This window comes from Mesorhizobium sp. NFR06, from assembly GCF_900115245.1.
Taxonomy (GTDB): domain Bacteria; phylum Pseudomonadota; class Alphaproteobacteria; order Rhizobiales; family Rhizobiaceae; genus Mesorhizobium.
Window position 1 is genome coordinate 1 of record NZ_FOVT01000027.1, and the last position, 22542, is coordinate 22542.

General features: G+C 64.3%; 17 protein-coding genes. 8 read left to right on the forward strand and 9 right to left on the reverse strand.

The features are described 5' to 3' along the window. Positions 1–244, forward strand: a 244-nt coding sequence (locus F3H96_RS30920) for a hypothetical protein (RefSeq protein ID WP_149791147.1), incomplete at its 5' end; no start/stop codon positions are given. Positions 245–364: 120 nt separating this feature from the next. Here the strand turns inward: F3H96_RS30920 and F3H96_RS28905 are convergent. The 8 genes from F3H96_RS28905 to F3H96_RS28940 form a co-directional block, all read right to left on the reverse strand. Next, positions 365–727, reverse strand: coding sequence for a nuclear transport factor 2 family protein (locus F3H96_RS28905; RefSeq protein ID WP_149805052.1), 363 nt, complete (start codon positions 725–727; stop codon positions 365–367). A gap of 125 nt (positions 728–852) precedes the next feature. Next, positions 853–1338, reverse strand: a complete 486-nt coding sequence (locus tag F3H96_RS28910) for a hypothetical protein (RefSeq protein WP_149805053.1) — start codon at positions 1336–1338, stop codon at positions 853–855. A 98-nt stretch (positions 1339–1436) separates the two neighbouring features. Beyond that, positions 1437–2615, reverse strand: coding sequence for an MFS transporter (locus F3H96_RS28915; RefSeq protein WP_149805054.1), 1179 nt, complete (start codon positions 2613–2615; stop codon positions 1437–1439). Positions 2616–2635: 20 nt separating this feature from the next. Then, positions 2636–3376: an NUDIX hydrolase gene (locus tag F3H96_RS28920; RefSeq protein ID WP_149805055.1), complete on the reverse strand. Its 741-nt coding sequence runs from the start codon at positions 3374–3376 to the stop codon at positions 2636–2638. A 91-nt stretch (positions 3377–3467) separates the two neighbouring features. Continuing rightward, positions 3468–3911 carry a DUF983 domain-containing protein gene (locus tag F3H96_RS28925; RefSeq protein ID WP_149805056.1) on the reverse strand — a complete coding sequence of 148 codons (444 nt, stop codon included), beginning with the start codon at positions 3909–3911 and terminating at the stop codon, positions 3468–3470. Then, positions 3911–6220: a ribonuclease R gene (gene rnr / locus F3H96_RS28930; protein ID WP_149805057.1), complete on the reverse strand. Its 2310-nt coding sequence runs from the start codon at positions 6218–6220 to the stop codon at positions 3911–3913. Before rnr ends, F3H96_RS28925 begins: the two co-directional genes overlap by 1 nt. A 6-nt stretch (positions 6221–6226) precedes the next feature. Then, on the reverse strand, positions 6227–8794 hold the full coding sequence (topA, locus tag F3H96_RS28935) for a type I DNA topoisomerase (protein ID WP_149805058.1): 2568 nt from the start codon (positions 8792–8794) through the stop codon (positions 6227–6229). 275 nt (positions 8795–9069) lie between these two features. Then, complete coding sequence (locus F3H96_RS28940) at positions 9070–9447, reverse strand: hypothetical protein (RefSeq protein ID WP_149805059.1); 378 nt, start codon at positions 9445–9447, stop codon at positions 9070–9072. Between the two features lie 165 nt (positions 9448–9612). Here F3H96_RS28940 and F3H96_RS28945 point away from each other — a divergent pair, with 165 nt between their 5' ends. From F3H96_RS28945 to F3H96_RS28960, 4 genes are all read left to right on the forward strand, one after another. Further along, on the forward strand, positions 9613–10359 hold the full coding sequence (locus F3H96_RS28945; RefSeq protein ID WP_149805060.1) for a cytochrome c biogenesis CcdA family protein: 747 nt from the start codon (positions 9613–9615) through the stop codon (positions 10357–10359). A gap of 204 nt (positions 10360–10563) precedes the next feature. Beyond that, positions 10564–11931 carry a bifunctional UDP-N-acetylglucosamine diphosphorylase/glucosamine-1-phosphate N-acetyltransferase GlmU gene (gene glmU, locus F3H96_RS28950; protein ID WP_149805061.1) on the forward strand — a complete coding sequence of 456 codons (1368 nt, stop codon included), beginning with the start codon at positions 10564–10566 and terminating at the stop codon, positions 11929–11931. A gap of 234 nt (positions 11932–12165) precedes the next feature. Next, complete coding sequence (gene glmS, locus F3H96_RS28955; RefSeq protein WP_149805062.1) at positions 12166–13989, forward strand: glutamine--fructose-6-phosphate transaminase (isomerizing); 1824 nt, start codon at positions 12166–12168, stop codon at positions 13987–13989. Positions 13990–14261: 272 nt separating this feature from the next. Continuing rightward, positions 14262–15014: a DUF502 domain-containing protein gene (locus F3H96_RS28960; protein ID WP_149805063.1), complete on the forward strand. Its 753-nt coding sequence runs from the start codon at positions 14262–14264 to the stop codon at positions 15012–15014. Here F3H96_RS28960 and recG read toward each other — a convergent pair. After that, the gene (gene recG, locus F3H96_RS28965) at positions 14966–17074 is read right to left on the reverse strand and encodes an ATP-dependent DNA helicase RecG (RefSeq protein ID WP_149805064.1); all 2109 of its coding nucleotides are present in this window, start codon (positions 17072–17074) and stop codon (positions 14966–14968) included. The two genes, F3H96_RS28960 and recG, sit on opposite strands and share 49 nt — an antisense overlap. A 93-nt stretch (positions 17075–17167) precedes the next feature. Here recG and F3H96_RS28970 point away from each other — a divergent pair, with 93 nt between their 5' ends. The 3 genes from F3H96_RS28970 (at position 17168) to F3H96_RS28980 (ending at position 22499) form a co-directional block, all read left to right on the forward strand. Further along, entirely contained in the window at positions 17168–17455 is a 288-nt protein-coding gene (locus F3H96_RS28970; RefSeq protein ID WP_149805065.1) for a succinate dehydrogenase assembly factor 2, read from the forward strand. A 13-nt stretch (positions 17456–17468) separates the two neighbouring features. Then, positions 17469–20969: a transcription-repair coupling factor gene (gene mfd, locus F3H96_RS28975; protein ID WP_149805066.1), complete on the forward strand. Its 3501-nt coding sequence runs from the start codon at positions 17469–17471 to the stop codon at positions 20967–20969. 156 nt (positions 20970–21125) lie between these two features. Continuing rightward, on the forward strand, positions 21126–22499 hold the full coding sequence (locus F3H96_RS28980; RefSeq protein WP_149805067.1) for a 3-deoxy-7-phosphoheptulonate synthase class II: 1374 nt from the start codon (positions 21126–21128) through the stop codon (positions 22497–22499). Positions 22500–22542 lie beyond the last annotated feature (43 nt).

Sequence of the window (22542 nt, forward strand, 5' to 3'; positions counted from 1 at the left end):
GGCCGAGATCCTGTGCCTCCAGGAAGAGCGCGTCGTCGCTCGCGACAACACAGTCGCCTTCGCGCGGCTCAGATTGCAGCTGCCGCAAAGTCCGATCCGACATCACTTCGTCAAAGCCACGGTCAAGATCAGGCAATATCCTGATGGCACGTTCGCAATCTTCCACGGGCCGCGTCGCATTGCGGCATATAGCTCCGATGGCACCCCAATCCAGAACTGCCGTCAAATCGGCAGAGCTGCGTGAACCGCTTCGACGCAAACTGAAGCGGACAAATGATGTGCTACCAAACCGGACAACTTGATTAGCTACCGACAGCCCGCGAGGCTCCAACCGGTGTCTCTGTTTTGAGTAGCTGAACACGGCTCAGGGAAGGATGGACGGCTGGTCGATCACCCAAAGCCACGTTCCGTCAGCTTGCCGGTGGGCGATCTCCGCAGTCACCGTGCCATCGCCAAGGCGCGTGGAAGTGAGCGCCAAATCTGCGTTGACGATAGCCGGGCGTTGATCTCCAAGCTCAAATTTTCGCCCGGTTGCCACCAGCTTGGCGTAGAATCTATGGATGGCGTCCCTGCCGCGGGCCAACTGTCCGTCGCCGACGTCGAGGATGGCTTCGGGCTCGTAGAGAGCAGCCATGCCTTCCGCATCTCCCGCCAGCTCGCGAGCAACCAGGAGCCGCGCCAGATCCTGGGGATCATTCGCCGGCTCGTGGTTTGCCGCGTCATTCACAGACGACATTCTCCAACACAGAGTTCAAACGCCTGCAGCGGTTCCGGGACACGACATGCATCAAAACAAAAACCTAAAGCGCATCGCTTGAATCCGTTGCAGCGCGACGCGCTTCAGGCTCCGCTTCACTCCGCTGCGACTGTCTCCGGCCGCCTTGCCTTACCGAGCCGATCCTGATCGGCCTTCTTCCAGTCGCCCGTCGAGTTCCACCAGCGGTTGGGGTTGGCGCGGTCGCCGAGGCCCTTCGAGCGGCTGGCAAGCAACGGCTGGAGGCGAATCACCGGCTCCTCGTAGCTGTGAGCCTGATAGATAGCCTCGACGACACGCGCGGCCAGATCCTGGTCATCGGGCATTTCGAACGACACCTCGACGGTGCCCGGCCGCTGCCGCAACAGCGTCTCTGCACCGGCTGCCGCACCCTCGAGCGGCCGATAGCGCTCGACGCCGTCCGCCGACTGGAAGGCATTGCTGTCATAGTTGCCCATTCCAAGCGGCGTGATGGCAACGACGGCGTCCATGATGCGGTCGACATCGGCGGCTGGCGCCTGGAAGCTGACAAGCAACAGCAATTGCATCCGCACGGATTTGGTTTCAAAGCCACTGTCTATCATATGATATCTCCCTGCTTGCTGAGCGTGGGTATAGCAGGGGTGCTGCTGACACGGTGATGTCAGCAGCGTCGCTTGCCGAAGGGTTCCGGGTAGGCGCCCTAAAGGACCTTCTTCCGGATGAGCCTGACGCCGACCAGGGCCATATAGGCGGCAAAGAACATGGCCAGCGACCAGCCGAAGCCGGAGGGACCGAAGGCGTCCATGCCGATACCGATCGCCTGCGGGCCGATCACCATGCCGACGCCGTAGCAAAGCACGAAGGCCGCGTTGGCAGACGCCAGTTCATGGCCGGACAATTGCGCGCCGAGATGGGCAAGACCGATCGTGTACATGGCGGCGACGACGCCGCCCCAGACGAACAGAAGGGCAGCCATCAGGTGCCAGTTCTGCGCGAAGAACGGCATGAATATGGTGCCGACGAGGCCGACGGTGGCACAGGCCAGAAGCAGGTAACGGCGGTCCGAGACACGGTCGCTGATCATGCCGATCGGGATCTGCAAAAGCACGTTGCCAAGTCCGATCATCGTCAGCAGCAGTGCGGCGTCGGCCTCCGAATAGCCGATCCGGTTGCCGTAGATTGGGAAGAGCGAGAAGCCGCCGGTCTCGACCGCGCCGAACACAAGCACGGCAAAGGTCGCGGTCGGCACCAGCCAGACATAGCGCAGGAAATGGCTGGTCTCGCTGTCGGCGACGATGGTCGGGCTCTCGTTGCGGGCCGCGAGCACTGGAATGGCGGCAAGCGTCACCAGCGCGATGGTGACGCCGAAAGGCAGGAAGCCTGAACTGCCGAGGTGAGCGAACAGCCACGGTCCGGCGGCGAAGCCGAGTGATAGCACCGTGGCGTAGATACCGAGCACGAGGCCACGGCGGCGCGGCGGCGCGGAGGTGCTGATCCAGAATTCCGACAGGATGAACAGCACCGTCAGCGAGATATGCAAGGCGACGCGGAGCGGAAACCACATCCAGAAATGCGGCGCGAAATGAAAGCCGACGAAGGCGAGCGCGCCGACCGCAATCATCATCAGCATGGTCCAGGCGACGCCGAGGCGCATGGCAAGCGGGGTGGCGAGCGGCGCGCCGGCGATCGAGGCGAGGCCGGCGACGGCCGTGTTGAGGCCGATCATCGAAGCCGAATGCCCGCGGCTTTCCAGGATGACGCTGAGCAGCGGCATGCCGAGGCCGATGGCGATGCCGACAACGCTGATCGACGAGATCGCCGCGGTCATAGGCAGCCAGTGTACGCGTTCGTCGCCCTTGTCTTGGGTATCGACCGTCATGGGATCAAAATGCTCAGCTTCTAAAGGACTTCGCGGACAAAGCGGTTGCGGACGAGCCGGAAGAACGGCACGGCACCCCCCGGCCGCAGCAATGGATCGTGGGCAAGTCGCTTGTCCAGTTCTTCCAGGATCATGCCGGTAATGTCGGGGATATCGGCCTTGCGGGCATCGGCAAGCGGCAGCCAGACGAGTTCTTCCAGCTCGTTGGTCGGGCCCCCGCCGGGCAATTCCACGGCGACGTCGTGGCGCCAGGCGCTGAAGAAGCGCGTGTCGAAACGGCGCACGCGATTGGGCGGCGTGATGGCGCGGGCGATGACGCGCAGCACGTCCAGCGACGGGACCACGCCATGTTCGACGAAACCCTGCCAGTCGCGCTTTGCGGTCGAGAAAGCGCCTTTACGGCCGATCAGCAGGCCGGCTTCCTCATAGGTCTCGCGAATCGCCGACAGGGCGATTGCCCGCGCCCGCGCCGGGCTCGCGCGACTGGGACCGGCGACCAGCTTCTTCTCGTCTTCGCCGCGCAGTGCGGCGGCGACGGGAATGCGGCTGTCGGCCGGATCGGTGCGGCCGCCGGGGAAGACGAATTTGCCGGGCATGAAGGCGTGACCGGCATGGCGGCGGCCCATCAGCACCAGAACGTCCTTGTCCTTGCGGTCGAGCAGAATGAGGGTCGCGGCATCGCGCGGACGCAACGCCCGGCCGCTGCGCACGGCCAGGCTTTTATCGAGCTTGTCGACATCCGCCTTGGTCATTCCTTCCATGCGCTCGACCTAGCGGAAACTTTCCGGATGCGAAAGTGGCTTGCGCGTCGCGGCCCTTGCACCAGGGCGGGACAGCGATGCAGCGGGCTTATCAACGGGTCTCGAATTCGTCTTTCTCGTCGCCGAAGCCGTGCATATAGAGCGCCCATTGCAGGCCGATGACGGCGCCCTTGACCGGCTGCAACAGCACGATCGCGAGAACAATGGTCAACGGCACCCAGATCAGCGCGTGCTGCCAGGTCGACAGCGTTGACGTAGCTTCGACGGCCATGAAGCCGCCGACCACGATGTGGCCGACGATGACGATGACCAGATAGGCAGGCAGGTCGTCCGCGCGATGGTGGTGGAGGTCGTCGCCGCAGACCTCGCATTTGTCGACGGGCTTCACGAAAGCGCCGAACAGCTTTCCCTTGCCGCAATGCGGGCAACGGCCGAGCATGCCGCGCTTCATCGCCGTCCACAGCGGACGCGCGACGCGGCCCGAATGATGCTCGCCGCCGAAAGCCGGTTCTTCCATCTGCAAGTCGCCTGGCATTATCGTCTCCTGCCGCGCGGTCCCGAACGCGATTGCGACGCGCGGGCGCGGCCCTTGGCCTTATGGAATGACCGCCTCGAGCCGGGCAGTGGCTTCGGGTCGGTGAGCATCTCGAAACGCATTGCACCGGCCATCGGCGCAACCTCGACCAACCGGACTTCGACGCGATCGGCAAGCTGATAGCCTTTGCCGGTGCGTTCTCCGTACAGCGATCGGGCGGTTTCGTCGTAAATATAGTAATCGCCGCCCAAACTTGACACCGGAATAAAGCCGTCGGCGCCGTACTGCGGCAATTGGACAAAAAGTCCTGCCTTGGTGACGCCCGAGATGCGGGCGTCGAAGGTGTCGTTTATGCGCTCGGCGAGATAGGCGGCGACCAGCCGGTCGACCGTGTCGCGCTCGGCGGCCATGGCGCGGCGTTCGGTGGCCGAGATCAGCGCTGCGACCTCTTCCAGCCGCTCAGCTTCCTGTTGCGTGAGGCCGCCGGGGCCAAGCCCGATTGCGGCAATAAGCCCGCGATGGACGATCAAGTCGGCATAGCGGCGGATTGGCGAGGTGAAATGCGCGTAGCGCCTGAGGTTGAGACCAAAATGGCCGATGTTCTTCGGCGAGTATTCGGCCTGGCTCTGCGAGCGCAGCACCACTTCGTTGACCAGCGCCTCGTTGTCGGCGCCGCGCACGCGCTCGAGAATGCCGTTGAACTGGCTGGGGCGCATCTGCGCGCCGCGCGCCAATGACAGGCTGAGCGTCTGCAGGAAATCGCGCAGCGATTCCTGCTTGGCGAGCGAAGGCGCGTCATGGATGCGGTAGACGAGGGGCTCTTTCTTGCCCTCCAATGTCTCTGCAGCCGCGACATTGGCCTGGATCATGAACTCCTCGATGAGCTTATGCGCATCGAGGCGTTCCGGCACGATGACACGGTCGACCGTGCCGTCGGGTTTGAGCAGGATCTTGCGCTCCGGCAGGTCGAGCTCCAGCGGCTGGCGGGCATCGCGGCCGCGCTTGAGCACGGCATAGGCGTGCCATAGCGGTTTGAGCACCCCGTCGAGGATCGGCCGCGTCTTGTCGTCGGGCATGCCGTCGATCGCGGCCTGCGCCTGCGGGTAGGCGAGCTTGGCCGCCGATTTCATCATCACGCGATGGAAGGAATGGCGAAGCTTGCGGCCTTCCGAGGAGAAGGTCATGCGCACGGCGATCGCCGGCCTGTCCTCACCCTCGCGCAGTGAGCAGAGATCGTTTGAGATGCGTTCTGGCAGCATCGGCACGACGCGATCCGGGAAATAGACCGAATTGCCCCGCTTCAAGGCTTCGCGATCGAGAGGGGTTCCATAGCGCACATAGGCGGCGACATCGGCGATCGCCACGGTGACGACGACGCCGCCAGGATTCTTCTCGTCGGTGTCGGGCTCGGCGAAGACGGCGTCGTCATGGTCCTTGGCGTCGGCCGGGTCGATGGTCACCAGCGGCAAATCGCGCCAGTCCTCGCGGTGAGCAAGCGTCGCCGGCTTCACCGCATCGGCCTCGGCAATCACGTCCGCCGGAAAGACATGGGGAATATCGTGGGCGTGGATGGCGATCATCGAGACGGCCTTCTCGCTGCTCAGCGATCCCAGCACCGCCAGCACCTTGGCGCGCGGCAGGCCGAAGCGCGAGGCGCGCGCAGGCTCGACCTCGACGAGGTCGCCGCTTTTCGCGCCGTTCTGGAATTCCTTGTCGACGATCAGCTCCGGCTGCCGCCGTTCGACAGGCTCGATGCGGAACGTGCCGTCCTTCAACACGCGAAAGACGCCGAGCACCGCGTCGCTGCGCTTCTCGAAGATTTTCATCACCCGCCCCGTATAGGCGGGGCCCGACGGATCGTCGGTCGGGAAGGTCTTGGCGAGCACGCGGTCGCCGATGCCGGGCACGGGGCCGCCGGCGCCGCGCGAGATGCGGATGGCGATGACGGGCGGCGAACCGGCGCCGGTATATTCGCTCGGATGCGCCAGGAGCACGCCGTCGTCGTCGCGGCCGGCAATGTCGAGCACGGCGACATGGGGCACGGCGCCCGCGCGGGTGAGGCGCTTCCGCTCCTTGTTAAGCAGGCCTTCATCCTGCAGGTCGCGCAACAGGTCTTTCAGCCAGATGCGGTCCCCGCCGCGCAGCGCGAACGCCTTGGCGATCTCGCGCTTGCCGGAGCGGTCGGGATTTTCGGCGATGTAGCGCAGGATCTCGTCACGCGAGGGCCGGTAATCGTCCTTGACCACCTTAGCCCTCGTGTCGGCGTGGCGCGGATCGCCGTGGCTTCGTCCGGAGATCCTGCGCGCCACGTGCTGCTATCCCTTCTTCGCGACCCTGCGGAAGGGTTTTTTGCCGTTTCCGCCCTTGGCTTCCTTCTCGGCGATCAAGGCGAGCGCCTCTTCCATCGTCACCGATTGCGGGTCCTTGCCCTTGGGCAGCGTCGCGTTGACCTTGCCGTAGTTGACGTAGGGGCCGTACTTGCCGTCGCGCACGACGATCTTGCCGCCGCCGTCAGGATGGTCGCCAAGCTCCTTCAGCGCCGCGGGCGTGGCGCCATTGCGGCCGCCCTTGCCCTTCTGCTGCTTCTCCGCGATCACCGAGACGGCGCGGTTCAAGCCGATCGAGAACACGTCCTCGATGCTTTCCAGATTGGCATAGGTGCCGTCATGCAGCACGAACGGGCCGTAGCGGCCGAGACCGGCCGAGATCATCTTGCCGGTTTCGGGATGCTTGCCGACGTCACGCGGCAGGCCTAGCAGCGCCAGCGCCTTCTCGTGGTCGATCGATTCGGGCGTCCAGCCCTTGGGCAGGCTGGAGCGCTTGGCTTCCTTGCCTTCGCCGCGTTGGATGTAGGGACCGAATCGGCCGCCGCGCAGGGTGATTTCCTCGGCGGTGTAAGGATCCTTGCCAAGCAGCTTGACGCCGTCATCGCCATTGCCGTTCTCGCCATTGGGATTGGCGGCGTCGCCGAGTTGGCGAGTGTAGGAGCATTCCGGATAGTTGGAGCAGCCGACGAAGGCGCCGAACTTGCCGAGCTTCAGCGAGAGGTTGCCGGTGCCGCATTTCGGGCAGATGCGCGGATTGGAGCCGTCCTCGCGCTCCGGGAAGACAAGCGGCGCGAGTTCTTCGTTGAGCGCGTCGAGCACGTCGGTGACACGCAGTTCCTTGATGTCGTCGACGGCGCCCGAGAAATCCTTCCAGAAGTCGCGCAGGACGTCCTTCCAGGCCAGCTTGCCGTCGGAAATCTCGTCGAGCTTTTCCTCGAGCGATGCAGTGAAGTCATACTCGACATAGCGCTCGAAGAAGCTTTCGAGGAAGGCCGAGAGCAGCCGGCCCTTGGCCTGCGGCACCAGCCTGCGCCGGTCGATTGTGACGTAGTCGCGGTCCTCGAGCGTCTTCAGAATGGCCGTGTAGGTCGACGGCCGGCCAATGCCGAGCTCTTCCAGCTTCTTGATCAGCGACGCTTCGGAGTAGCGCGGCGGCGGCTCGGTGGTGTGCTGGGTGGCGTTGATCGCCTGACGGGCAAGCTGCTCGCCGGCGCGGATTTCGGGCAGGCGGCGGCTTTCCTCGTCTTCCGCGTCCTCGTCCTTCTGGTCGGTATAGGCGGCGATGAAACCGTCGAAACGGATGACCGAGCCGATCGCCCGCAGTTCGGCCGAGCGGGCGCCGTTGACCGCCTCGATCTCGACCGTGGTGCGCTCGATCTCGGCCGGCTGCATCTGGCTGGCGATGGCGCGCTTCCAGATCAGCTCGTAGAGGCGGGCCTGGTCGCTATCGAGATATTGCCTGACCGAAGCCGGCGTGCGTTTGAAATCGGTCGGGCGGATAGCCTCGTGCGCTTCCTGGGCGTTCTTGGCCTTGGTCGTATAAAAACGCGGCTTTTCCGGCAGGTACTTTGCGCCGAATTCGCTGACGATGGCGCTGCGGGCGGCCTCGATCGCCTCCGGCGCCATCTGCACGCCGTCGGTTCGCATATAGGTGATGAGACCGGCGGTCTCGCCGCCGATGTCCATGCCTTCGTAGAGCTTTTGCGCGACCTGCATGGTGCGTGTGGCTGAGAAGCCAAGCCCGGACGAAGCGGCCTGCTGCAGCGTCGAGGTGGTGAAGGGCGGGCCGGGATTGCGCTTGGTGGGCTTGGCCTCGACCGACAAAGCCTTGAAGGTCGCACCTTCCAGCATCGCCTTGATGTCGTCGGCTTGCGCCTTGTTGGCGATGTCGAGCTTCTGCAGCTTCTTGCCGGCATAGGCGGTCAGCCGCGCCTCGAAACTGTCGTTGCGCGGCGTGCCGAGGATGGCGGCGATCTGCCAGTATTCCTCGCGGATGAAGCGCTCGATCTCGGATTCGCGGTCGCAGACCAGGCGCAGCGCCACCGACTGCACGCGGCCGGCCGAACGGGCGCCCGGCAGCTTGCGCCACAGCACCGGCGACAGCGTGAAGCCGACGAGGTAGTCGAGCGCGCGGCGGGCGAGATAGGCGTCGACCAGCGGCGCGTCGATCTGGCGTGGGTTGGCCATCGCCTCCAGCACCGAGGCCTTGGTGATGGCGTTGAAGACGACGCGGCTGACCGGCTTGTCCTTCAGCGCGCGCTTCTGCTTCAGCACTTCCAGCACATGCCAGGAGATCGCCTCACCCTCGCGATCCGGGTCGGTGGCGAGGATCAGCCCATCGGCATCCTTGACCGCCTTGGCGATGTCGGCGAGGCGCTTGCCCGACGCGGTGTCGACCGACCAGGACATGGCGAAGTCCTCGTCAGGGCGCACCGAGCCGTCCTTGGCCGGCAGGTCGCGGACATGGCCGAACGAGGCCAGGACCTTATAGTTCTTGCCCAGATATTTGTTGATTGTCTTCGCTTTGGCCGGCGATTCGACGACGACGACGTCCATGAGGTCTCTTATCAATTGTGAGGTGGCGGAAGAACTCCGCGACGCACGACGAAATCCCACTCTTTTCGTCGCTCACATGGCCGTGCTTTTGCAATCGGTCAAGGGGAGGGACCCAATTTGCGAAGCGGCCGTCGGCTATACACTCTAAGAGTGTATGGCAAAGATCACTTTTTGGGGGACAGTGACGTCCGCGCCTCAAACGGGCTGACGACTGCGAAAAGATGGCCGGCTGCCAGATCGAGGGACCCGGCAGCCGGAGCAGTCATGGCGTGAGCTCAATCAGCCTTGACGACGTGCCAGGCGCCGGCGACGCCTTCGCCGGTCATATCGCCGGCCTTCTTGTCCTTGACGAAGGTGTAGACGGGCTTGCCGTCATAGGCCCACATCTTGCTGCCGTCCTTGCGGTCGACGATCGTCCATTCGTCATCGGCCTTGGCGCCGGCTTCGGCCTTCAGCGGCGGCCAGTTGGCGGCACATTTGTCGTAGCAGCTGGATTTGCCCTTCTCATCCTTGTCGAAGGTGTAAAGGGTCATGCCCTTGGCATCGGTGTAGATCTTGGTGCCACCCACTTCCGCTTCCTTCCAAGCTTCCGCGGCATGGGACGCGGCGGTGCCGAGCAGAAGGGCGGCAAACCCGAGTGCGATCGATTTCATGACAATCTCCCTGAGAACAAGCGCTCGATTGCCGCGCGCTCATCCGAACAACGCATTGGCGCGGCCGTTTCTTCCTTCGCGAAGCGGCGACGTGCCACACAATGGTGATTGGCAGGCGCGCGCCGGCGTCGCTATATCGACGCCAGCACAATCGGGACTCATTAGATGGCATTGGACATCGGCTATGTCAGCGCGGTCGGGGCCGGGGCGATCTCCTTCCTGTCGCCTTGCGTGCTGCCGCTGGTGCCGCCCTATCTCTGCTACATGGCCGGCGTTTCGGTCGACGACTTCCGCGGCAATCAGGGCGTGACGGCACGGGAAGGCGCCCGCGGAGCGCTGCTCTATGCCTCGCTGGCTTTCGTGCTCGGCTTCTCGACCGTCTTCGTCGCGCTCGGCGCCGGCGCTTCCACCATCGGCCGCCTGCTGCGCGTCTGGCAGGAGCCGCTGGCGATGGCGGCGGGAGTGCTGATCATCCTGATGGGGCTGAACTTCCTCGGCGTTCTGCGCATCCCGCTTCTGTCACGCGAGGCGCGCTTCCAGTCGCAGGGCAAGCCGGCCAGCATGGTTGCCGCCTATGTCATGGGGCTCGCCTTCGCCTTCGGCTGGACGCCGTGCATCGGCCCGGTGCTGGGGCCGATCCTGACGCTTGCCGGCGGCCGCGAAACTGTGGGCGAGGGGGCGCTGCTGCTTGCCGCCTATTCACTCGGGCTCGGCATTCCGTTCCTGGTCGCGGCGTTGTTCTCCGGCGCCTTCATGCGCTTCCTCGGCAAATTCCGCGTCCATCTCGGCAGGGTCGAGAAAGCCATCGGCGCGCTGCTGGTGGTCGCCGGCTTGTTCTTCCTCACCGGAGGCGTGCAGAGCGCGTCGTACTGGCTGCTGGAGAATTTCCCGGTGCTTGGAAGGTTAGGCTAACCCGCCGGACGCCTGAAGGTGTTGGCTGAATTGCAAGTGACGAACAGGCTGAATGCAGGAAGCACGGCCTTCTGTAGCCGTCCGGGGATCCGCATAGTAAAATTCAGCCGCTCCATCATCTCACCGGAATTTAACCGCATTGGTGCAGCATCACGCGGCTGCTAGCATGCTTTTGATTCAGCTCTTTCATATGGTTGCCCGTTCATGAGCCAGAGATCCTGCCTGTCCGTCATCCTCGCCGCCGGCGAAGGAACGCGCATGAAAAGCGCGATGCCCAAGGTGCTGCATGCCATTGCCGGTCTGCCGATGGTGGCGCATGTGGTGAAGGCCGCCGAGGCGGCCGGCGCGACTGGCGTGGCGCTGGTGATCGGTCACGGCGCGGAAGAAATGCGCAGGGCGGCACATAAATTCGCGCCGAAGGCGGAGACTTTCGTGCAGGAGCAGCGGCTCGGCACCGGGCATGCCGTGCTCGCCGCTCGCGAAGCGATATCAAGAGGTTACGACGATATTCTCGTGATGTTCGGCGACACGCCGCTGATCGGCGCGGGCGCGCTGACCGCCGCCCGGCGGAAGCTGGCGGAAGGCGCTGCCGTCGCGGTCATCGGTTTCCGCCCGCCGAGCCCGGCCGGCTATGGCCGGCTGGTCGAAAGAGACGACCATCTGGTCGCCATTCGCGAGGAGAAGGACTGCTCCGAAGAGGAGAAGAAAATCGGGTTCTGCAATGCGGGCATGATGGCGGTGGCCGGCAAGCACGCGCTGCAACTGCTCGACAAGGTCGGCAACAGGAACGCCAAGAGCGAGTTCTACCTTACCGACATCGTCGAGATCGCGGGCGCCGGGGGCCTCGACGTGGTGGCGACGGAGGCCAGTTTCGAGAATGCGCTGGGCATCAACAACCGGGCCGAGCTGGCGGAGGCGGAAGCGATCTGGCAGGCGCGCCGGCGGCGCGAGGCGATGCTTGCGGGCGTGACGCTGATTGCACCTGAGACGGTCTATTTCTCGCATGATACCGAAATTGGCGCCGATACGGTCGTCGAGCCGAATGTCTGGTTCGGGCCAGGCGTCAAGATCGCGTCGGGCGCCAGGATCCACGCCTTCAGCCATATCGAGGGCGCCACCATCGCCTCGAACTGCGATGTGGGGCCGTTCGCGCGGCTGCGGCCGGGCGCAGACCTTCGCACCAAGGCAAAGGTCGGCAATTTCTGCGAGGTCAAGCAGGCGACCATCGAGGAAGGCGCCAAGGTCAACCACCTGACCTATATCGGCGACGCACGTGTCGGCGCGGCGGCCAATATCGGCGCCGGCACCATCACCTGCAACTATGACGGTTATTCGAAATTCTTCACCGACATCGGCGAAGGCGCCTTCGTCGGCTCGAATTCCTCGCTGGTGGCGCCGGTTACGATCGGCAAGGGAGGCTATATCGCTTCTGGCAGCGTGATCACCGAAAGCGTGCCGGACGATGCGCTGGCCTTCGGTCGTGCCCGCCAGAAGACGATCCCCGGCAAGGGCAAGGAGTTGCGTGAGCGCTTTGCTTCGGCGGCCGCGGCGAGGAAGAAGGCCGCGGAGTGATCCTACAAACGGCGGTTTACAGAGGGTCGCAGCTGTCGCTAAAGATGAACTCGGATAGCGGAGCGGTGAAAACCGGGCAGTTGCAGTAACCCGATTGCAAGGAGCCGTCTGTCAAATCGCCGGCATCAGAAGACCGTTCCCGTTGACACGGAACGAAACGCAAATTGACTTTCGCGGCGGCCCGGCAATCCCTAGATAGCGCTGGGTTTTCCGCTGGGAATCGGGGGCTGTCGCATGTGCGGTATCGTTGGAATTATCGGCCGGCAACAAGTCGCACCGCTCATCGTGGATGCATTGAAGCGGCTTGAATATCGCGGCTACGACTCGGCCGGTGTCGCCACCATCGAGAATGGCGAGCTTGGCCGCCGCCGCGCCGAAGGCAAGCTGGTCAACCTCGAACGCCGGCTGAAGGACGAGCCGCTCGATGGCACGATCGGCATCGGCCATACGCGCTGGGCGACGCATGGCGTGCCGAATGAGACCAACGCCCATCCGCATTTTTCCAACGGCGTCGCCATCGTCCACAACGGCATCATCGAGAATTTCGCCGAGCTGCGCGACGAACTTTCCCGCGACGGCTACACCTTCGCCTCGCAGACCGACACCGAGGTCGTCGCGCATCTGGTGGCGCGCGAGCTCGCCAAGGGGCTGAAGCCGGTGGAGGCCGCGCATGCGGCGCTGAAGCGGCTCGCAGGCGCCTTCGCGCTGGCAATCATGTTCAAGGGCGACGAGGACCTGATCGTCGGCGCCCGCAACGGTCCGCCTTTGGCCGTCGGCCATGGCGAGGGCGAGATGTTCCTGGGCTCCGACGCCATTGCGCTTGCGCCCTTCACCAATTCGATCACCTATCTCGAAGACGGCGACTGGGCAGTGGTGCGCCGCAACGGCGTCAGCATCTTCGACATCAACGGCAACAATGTCGAGCGCGGCCGGCAGCAGTCGCTGTCGACCAGCTTCATGGTAGACAAGGGCAATCGCCGGCATTTCATGGAAAAGGAGATCCACGAGCAGCCGGAGGTGATCTCGCACACGCTGGCGTATTATGTGGATTTCGTCTCCGGCGTCTCGAAGCCGCTCGAGCTGCCGTTCGACTTCGCCAAGATCGGCCGGCTGGCGCTCTCGGCCTGCGGCACCGCCTATCTCGCCGGGCTGATCAGCAAATACTGGTTCGAGCGCTATGCGCGGCTGCCGGTCGATATCGATGTCGCATCGGAATTCCGCTACCGCGAGATGCCGCTTTCGGCGAACGACGCGGCCTTCTTCATCTCGCAATCAGGCGAGACCGCCGACACGCTTGCCTCGCTGCGCTATTGCCGCAAGGCGGGCATGAAGATCGGCGCCGTCGTCAACGTGCATGAATCGACCATGGCGCGCGAATCCGACGTCGTGCTGCCGACGCTTGCCGGCCCGGAGATCGGTGTCGCCTCGACCAAAGCCTTCACCTGCCAGCTTTCGGTGCTGGCCTCGCTCGCGGTGCGGGCCGGTGTGGCGCGCGGCACGATTTCGGCCGACGAGGAGCGGCGGCTGGTGCGCGAGCTTTCCGAGGCGCCGCGCTTCGCCACCCAGGTTCTGAAGCTGGACGAGCAGATCGAACGCATCTCGCGCGAGCTCTCCCGCTACAAGGATGTGCTCTATCTCGGCCGCGACACCAATTTCCCTTTGGCCATGGAAGGCGCGCTGAAGCTCAAGGAGATCTCCTACATCCACGCCGAGGGCTATGCGGCCGGCGAACTGAAGCATGGGCCGATCGCGCTGATCGATGAGAACATGCCGGTGATCGTCATCGCGCCGCATGACCGGATTTTCGAAAAGACGGTATCGAACATGCAGGAAGTGGCGGCCCGCGGCGGCAAGATCATCCTGATCACCGACGCCAAGGGCGCGGCGCAGGCGGGCATCAAGACGATGGAGACGATCATCCTGCCCGCAGTGCCCGAGATCATCTCGCCGATCATCTATGCGCTGCCGATCCAGATGCTGGCCTATTTCACCGCCGTGTTCATGGGCACCGATGTCGATCAGCCGCGCAATCTGGCGAAATCGGTGACGGTGGAGTAGCACCGTCACTGGTTGCTTTGGGCACAGTAGCTCGAAGTACATAGCTGCCCGTGGTCCTTGCATTCGTCATCCACGGGCGGAGCGGGAGCGAAGCTCCTGCTCTGCCCGTGGATGACGAAGGGAAGGATGTTTCGGCTAATCGCGAACGGAAGCAGCTTCCATTTGGTATACTGAGAGTCGCGTCATAGAAAGGCGTTCTTAAAAACTTCGCAGTTCCAAACCGGCTCGGGGTTCACTAATCTTAGGGATGCAACCTGCGCCGCGGTGAACTCATGTCCGACGCCCTGAAGACCTCTGGCATGACCCGGCTGAGGAATTATTTCCTGACCGGCTTCATTGTCTGCGCGCCGTTGGCGATCACGGTCTACATTGCCTGGTCGCTCATCGGCTGGGTCGATTCCTGGGTGAAGCCTTACATCCCCGCGCGCTACAACCCCGACACCTATCTGCCGTTTCCTGTTCCGGGCTTCGGGCTGATCGTGGCGCTGGTGCTGATCACGCTGATCGGCTTCCTGACGGCGAACATCGTCGGCCGCGCTATCGTCAATTTCGGCGAGCGGCTGCTCGGCCGCATGCCTCTGGTGCGCGGCATCTATGGCTCGCTGAAGCAGATCTTCGAGACGGTGCTGTCGAACAAGGGCGATATGTTCCGCCAGGTCGGTCTGGTCGAATACCCGCGCAAGGGGGTCTGGTCGCTGGTCTTCGTCGCCAGCGAGAAGGAAACCGAGATCAACCAGAAGCTCGACCAGGAGGGCGATCCGCTGATCGCGGTGTTTATGCCCTGCACGCCGAATCCGACCACCGGCTTCCTGATGTATGTGCATAAATCCGAGATCGTGCCGCTCGACATGTCGATCGAGGACGGCGCCAAGCTGATCGTGTCAGCCGGCCTGGTGGCGCCGGAAGTCAACGCCAAGCTGGTGACGCTGAATGGCGAGCATCTTGAAGGACCGCTAGCCAATCCGGCGCTTGGCGCTCAGCCGGCGCGCAGCAGCCGGACCGCCTCGTCGCGACCGAACAGGTAAAGCAAAAGCCGCAGAGCCTGGCCGCGTTCGGTTTGCAATTCCGGATCGCGCGACAGGATCAGCCGCGCGTCGTCGCGCGCGGCTTCGAGCAGGTCGGCATGGAATTCGAGCCGCGCCACCTGGAAGCCGGGCGTGCCGGACTGGCGGGTGCCAAGCAGTTCGCCTTCGCCGCGCAATTTGAGATCCTCCTCGGCGATGCGGAAGCCATCCTCGGTCTCGCGCATCACCGAAAGCCGGCGTCTTGCGGTCTCGCCGAGCGGGTCCTTGTAGAGCAGCACACAGGATGACGGCTTGTCGCCGCGACCGACCCGGCCGCGCAATTGATGCAATTGGGCAAGGCCAAAACGTTCGGCATGCTCGATGACCATGATGGTGGCGTCAGGAACGTCGACGCCGACCTCGATGACGGTGGTGGCGATCAGGATGCGCGTTTCGCCTTGCTTGAAGGCGCGCATCGCCTCGTCCTTCTCCGCGCCCTTCATGCGGCCGTGCACCAGGCCGATCCGATCGCCGAAAAGCGGTTTCAGCGAAGCGAAACGGTCCTCCGCCGACATGAGCTTGATTTCTTCGGATTCCTCGACCAGCGGGCAGATCCAGTAGATCTTCTGGCCCTCTGCGACGGCATCGCGCATGCGCCCGACCAGTTCGTCGAGCCGCTCCATAGGCAAGGTCACGGTGCGGATCGGCTGTCGGCCGGCCGGCTTCTCGGTGAGCTTCGAGACGTCCATGTCGCCGAAGGCGGTCAGCACCAGCGTGCGCGGGATGGGTGTGGCCGTCATCACCAGCATATCCGGCGCATCGCCCTTGGCGGTGATGGCGAGGCGCTGGTGGACGCCGAAGCGGTGCTGCTCGTCGACGACGGCCAGCACGAGATCGTGGAACGTCACCGTTTCCTGGAACAGCGCATGGGTGCCGACGACGATGTCGATCGCGCCGCTGGCAAGGCCTTCCAGTGTTTCGGTGCGTTCGCGCCCCTTTTCGCGCCCGGTGAGGATGGCGAGGCGCAGGCCAACCTTTTCCGCCAGCGGCGCGATGGTCGCCAGATGCTGACGCGCCAGGATTTCGGTCGGCGCCATCAGCGCTGCCTGGCCGCCGGCCTCGACCGCGCGCGCCATGGCAAGTAACGCCACCACCGTCTTGCCGGAGCCGACATCGCCCTGCAGCAGGCGCAGCATACGTTCCGGATCGGCAAGGTCGGCATTGATTTCGGCGAGCGCGAATTCCTGGCTGGGGGTGAGCTTGTAGGGCAGGGCCGCACGCAGCTTTTCGACGACGCGGCCATCGCCGACCAGCGGCCGGCCCGACAGGCGGCGGATTCTGGAACGCACCAGTGCCAAGGATACCTGACCCGCAAGCAACTCGTCATAGGCAAGGCGTCGCCAGGCCGCCCCCTCGACGGCGACGTCAATCGGGTCCTTCGGGTGGTGGATGCGGGCAAGCGCATCGCCGAAGGGCGCGAAGGTATGGCGACGCATGAAGGCGTCGTCCTGCCACTCGGGCAATTCCGGCAGGCGGCCGAGCGCCTGCCCGATGGCGCGGCGCAGCACCTTGGCCGACAGGCCGGCGGTGAGCGGATAGACCGGTTCGACCAGCGGCAGCCCCTCGGCCTCGTCGATCGGCGCGATGTGGTCTGGATGGACCATGGTGGGGCGGCCGTTGAACCATTCCATACGGCCGGAGATCACGACACGCTCGCCTTCGGGAAGCATCTTCTGCAAATAGGCGGCATGAGCGTGGAAGAAGGTCAGCGCAACCTCGCCGGTGTCGTCATGGGCATAGACGCGGTACGGCACCGACCTGTTGCCGCGCGGTGGCGGCTGGTGGCGGTCAACCCGCACCTCGAGCGTGACGATCTGACCTTCGGCCGATAGCGCGATGCCTGGACGGTTGCGGCGATCGATCACCGTGTTGGGCAGCAGGAACAAAAGGTCGGCCGCGCGCGCGGCGCGGTCGCCAGGATCGGCTGGCACAATACGTTCGATCAGCAAGCCAACCTTCGGGCCGACGCCGGCAAGCGAGGTGATCGGGACGAACAGGGGATCGAGGATGGAGGGACGCATTGTGTCAGCTTATGTCGCGACGACGGCAGCGCAAAGGCTGACACCGGTCTCTATCCACGCTATATGCGCCGCTTCAGCTGGGATGGGGGTGCCATGACGGGTACACAGCGATCAAGCGAGGGGCTGGATGTCCGCCGCCGTAAGCTTCTGTTCCGCTCGTGGCATCGCGGCATGCGCGAGATGGACCTGATCCTCGGCTCCTTCGCCGATGCGGAGATCGGCGCCTTGACCGGCGACGAAATCGACCAATATGAAAAGCTTCTCGAAATCCCCGACACTGAATTTTTGCCGATGGTCACCGGCGAGCGCCCGGTTCCGCCCGATATCGATTGCGCGGTGCTGCAAAAGATACTGGCGTCGCGCCGGACCATGACATTTTGAAAAACGCATATCCATGAGCCTCATTCCTTCCATCGGTCTGCCGAAAGGCCGCGCCGGCCAGTTCATCGTCGACGGCGTCGCCGACGGCTATGAAGCCTTCGCGCTGGTGCAAACGGTGCACGAGATCGCGCCAGACAAGCCGGTGCTGTTCGTCGCCCGCGACGGCCAGCGACTGCCGGCGATCATCGAGGCGCTAGCCTTTGCCGCGCCCGGCCTGCCGGTGCTCGAACTGCCGGCTTGGGACTGCCTGCCTTACGATCGCGTTTCGCCCGGTGCCGATGCCGCGGCGCGGCGGCTCGACGCGCTTTCCGCCATGATCGCGCTGGCAAAAAAGCCGCATCGCGCCGTCATCCTCACCACCGCCAATGCGCTGTTGCAGCGCATCCCGCCGGGCGAGCTGATCGAGGCGCAGACCTTTCATGCTAGGCCCGGCAACCAGATCGACATGAACGTGCTGATCGCGCGGCTGGAAACCTCCGGCTTCGAACGCGTGCCGACGGTGCGCGGCCTCGGCGAGTTCGCGGTGCGCGGCGGCATCCTCGACCTGTTCGCGCCAGGCTGGAGCGAGGCGCTGCGGCTCGATTTTTTCGGCGACACGCTGGAATCGATCCGGGTCTTCGATGTCGCCACCCAGCGCACCACCGGACAGCGCAGGTCGATGGCGCTGCAGGCGATGAGCGAAGTGGCGCTGGCGCCGGCGACGATCAGCCGCTTCCGCCGTTCCTATATCGACGCCTTCGGCGCGCCGTCGCGCGATGATGCGCTCTATACGGCGGTCAGCGAAGGGCGGCGCTTCGCCGGGATGGAGCATTGGCTTCCGTTCTTCTACGAACGGCTGGAGACGGTGTTCGACTATCTGCCGGATGCGCCTGTCGTCTTCGACCATCTGGCGCATGAGGCGCTGGCCGAGCGTCATACGCTTATCCTCGACCATTACGAGGCGCGCCGGAAGCAGGCCGACAGCGCGCTGAAGGATGCGGTGCCCTACAAGCCGGTGGCGCCGGATCTGCTTTATCTGTCGCCGGAGAATCTCAAATCCTCGCTCGGACCGCGCGAGGACATCGACTTCACCGTCTTCGACGCGCCCGATGTCGGAGGCAGGCGGGTCTTCCACGCCGGCTCGCGCCACGGCCGCAGCTTCGCCGAAGAGCGCGCCGACCCGAATGTCAATGTCTTCGATGTGGTCGTAAAGCACATAGCCGACGAGCGCGCCGCGCGCCGCCGTGTCATCGTCGCCGGCTGGACGGAAGGCTCGCTCGACCGGCTTGGCCAGATTCTGGCCGAACATCATCTAGGCAATCTGAAACCGGTCGCGACGCTTGCGGAGGTCGAAAAACTCGAGCCGGGGCAGGCGGGTCTCGCCGTGCTGCCGCTCGAATCGGGCTTCGAGACCGACGACATGGTGGTCGTCGCCGAGCAGGATATCCTCGGCGACAGGCTGATCCGGCGTTCGAAGCGCAAGAAGAAGGCTTCGGATTTCATCGCCGAAGCCTCGTCGCTGTCGTCCGGCGACATCGTCGTCCATGCCGACCACGGCATCGGCCGCTTCATCGGGCTGCGCACCATCGAGGCGGTCGGTGCGCCGCACGATTGCCTCGAAATCCATTATTCCGGCGACGACCGGCTGTTCCTGCCGGTGGAAAACATCGAACTTCTGTCGCGCTACGGTTCGGATTCGGCCGAAGCGACGCTCGACAAGCTCGGCGGCGGCGCCTGGCAGGCGCGCAAGGCGCGGCTGAAGAAGCGCCTTCTCGACATGGCCGGGCAGTTGATCCGCATCGCCGCCGAGCGGCAGATGCGCACTGCACCCGCGATGATCCCGGCCGAAGGGCTCTATGGCGAATTCGCCGCGCGATTCCCCTATGAGGAAACCGACGACCAGCAGACGGCGATCGACTCCGTCATGGGCGATCTCGGCGCCGGCAAGCCGATGGACCGGCTGGTCTGCGGCGACGTCGGCTTCGGCAAGACGGAAGTCGCGTTGCGCGCCGCCTTCATCGCGGCGATGGAAGGGTTTCAGGTCGCTGTCGTGGTGCCTACCACGCTTTTGTCACGCCAGCATTTCAAGACTTTCTCGCAGCGTTTTTCCGGCCTGCCGATCCGCATTGCGCAGGCGTCTCGCCTCGTTGGCTCGAAGGAGCTTGCAGAGACCAAGAAAGGCGTTGCCGAAGGCACCGTCGACATAGTCGTCGGCACGCACGCGCTGCTCGGCAGCTCGATCTCGTTCAAGAATCTCGGGCTTCTGATCATCGACGAGGAGCAGCATTTCGGCGTCAAGCACAAGGAGCGGCTGAAGGAGCTGAAGAACGACGTGCACGTGCTGACGCTGTCGGCGACGCCGATCCCGCGTACACTGCAGCTGGCGCTGACCGGGGTGCGGGAACTGTCGTTGATCGCCACCCCTCCGGTCGACCGCATGGCGGTGCGCACTTTCATCTCGCCTTCCGATCCGCTGGTGATCCGCGAGACGCTGCTGCGCGAGCGCTATCGCGGCGGCCATTCCTTCTATGTCGTGCCCCGTATCAGCGATCTCGCCGAAATCCATGATTTCCTGAAGGAATCCGTGCCGGAACTGAAGGTGGCGGTGGCCCATGGGCAGATGCCGCCGGGCGAGCTCGACGATATCATGAACGCTTTCTATGATGGCCAGTACGACGTGCTACTATCGACCACCATCGTCGAATCCGGCCTCGACATCCCGACCGCCAACACGCTGGTCGTCCACCGCGCAGACATGTTCGGCCTGGCCCAGCTCTACCAGCTGCGCGGCCGCGTCGGACGGTCGAAGGTGCGCGCCTATGCACTGTTCACGCTGCCGGCCAAGCGCAAGCTCACCGACACGGCCGAGCGCCGGCTGAGGGTGCTGCAATCGCTCGACACGCTGGGCGCGGGCTTCCAGCTCGCCAGCCACGACCTCGACATCCGCGGCGCCGGCAACCTTCTGGGCGAAGAGCAGTCGGGCCACATCAAGGAGGTCGGCTTCGAGCTTTACCAGCAGATGCTGGAAGAGGCGGTTGCCGAGGTGAAGGATACCGGCGAGGCGCAGGACGGCGGCTGGTCGCCGCAGATCGCCGTCGGCACGGCGGTGATGATCCCGGAAAGCTATGTGCCCGACCTCCAGCTCCGGATGGCGCTCTACCGCCGCCTCGGCGACCTCGAAACCACCGAGGAGATCGATGGTTTCGGCGCCGAGCTGATCGACCGGTTCGGCCCGCTGCCGGAGGAAGTGACGCATCTGTTGAAGATCGTGTTCATCAAGGCGCTTTGCCGTAAGGCCAATGTCGAGAAGCTCGATGCCGGCCCCAAGGGCGTCGTCATCCATTTCCGCAAGCGCGAGTTCCCCAACCCTGTCGGGCTGGTCAAGTTCATCGGCGAGCAGGGCTCGCTGGCCAAGATCAGGGCCGACCACAGCGTCGTCTTCATGCGTGATTGGCCGAACGCCGAAAAGCGCCTCGCCGGATCGGCGGTGGTGATGACGCATCTGGCCCGATTGGTCGACAAGGCCGCCGCCTGACTGGTTCACATTGGAATTCCGAGCAGATCAAGGTATTCGCCACTGCTCAAATTCCCGGCTAGAATAGGAAATCGGCTTCGTGTAAGGAGCCGCGACCTCTTGTTGGGGCGGGAATGGCGGGCAAGGCGCTCGCTGTGAAGAGTATTGGATGCAGCGATGACGAAATGGTCGCCGAATTCGTGGAGAGCAAAGCCGATCAAGCAGGTTCCGGCCTATCCGGACCTTGCGGCGCTTAAGGCGACGGAAGCCCAACTCGCCACTTTCCCGCCGCTGGTTTTTGCCGGTGAGGCGCGCAAGCTGAAGAAGCAACTGGCGGCGGTCGCCGCCGGCGAGGCTTTCCTGCTCCAGGGCGGCGACTGCGCGGAGAGCTTTGCCGAACATGGCGCCGACAACATCCGCGACTTTTTCCGCGTCTTCCTGCAGATGTCGGTGGTGCTCACCTTCGCCGGCGCGCAGCCGGTGGTGAAGGTCGGCCGCGTCGCCGGCCAGTTCGCCAAACCGCGCTCGTCGGACAACGAGACCAAGGCCGGCGTGACGCTGCCGAGCTACCGTGGCGACATCATCAACGGCATCGAGTTCGACGCCAAGTCGCGCATTCCCGATCCCGCGCGGCAGGAGATGGCCTACCGCCAGTCGGCCGCCACCCTCAACCTTCTGCGCGCCTTCGCGCAGGGCGGCTACGCAAGCCTGGAGAACGTGCATCGCTGGATGCTGGGCTTCGTCGCCGACAGTCCGCAGGGCGAGAAATACGAATCGCTGGCCAACCGCATCACCGAAACGATGGATTTCATGCGCGCGGTCGGCATCACGTCGGAAACCAATTTCGCGCTGCGCGAGACAGATTTCTACACCAGCCACGAGGCGCTGCTGCTCGGCTATGAAGAGGCGCTGACGCGCGTCGATTCCACCTCGGGCGACTGGTACGCGACCTCCGGCCATATGATCTGGATCGGCGACCGCACCCGCCAGCCGGACCATGCGCATATCGAATATTGCCGCGGCATCAAGAATCCGCTCGGCCTGAAATGCGGGCCGTCGCTGACGCCGGACGGCCTCATGGAACTCATCGACCTGCTCAATCCGGAGAACGAGCCAGGACGCCTGACGCTGATCGCGCGTTTCGGCTCCGACAAGGTGGCCGAGCACCTGCCGAAGCTGGTGCGGGCAGTGAAGAAGGAAGGCCGCAACGTGGTGTGGTCGTCCGATCCGATGCATGGCAACACGATCGAGGCGGCGGGCTACAAGACGCGGCCGTTCGATCGCATCCTCAAGGAAGTGCAGACCTTCTTCGAGGTGCATCGCGCCGAAGGCACGCATCCGGGCGGCATCCACGTCGAGATGACCGGCAAGAACGTCACCGAATGCACGGGCGGCGCCCGCGCGATCACGGCGGAAGACCTGCAGGATCGCTATCACACGCATTGCGATCCACGCCTCAACGCCGATCAGGCGATCGAACTCGCCTTCCTGGTCTCGGACCTGCTCAAGAAGAGCCATCCGGTCCAGCACAAGCAGGCCGCGAACGCCTAGAGCCCGCCGCAGCTTTCCCTCAGGGATCGCGCCAAACCAACGA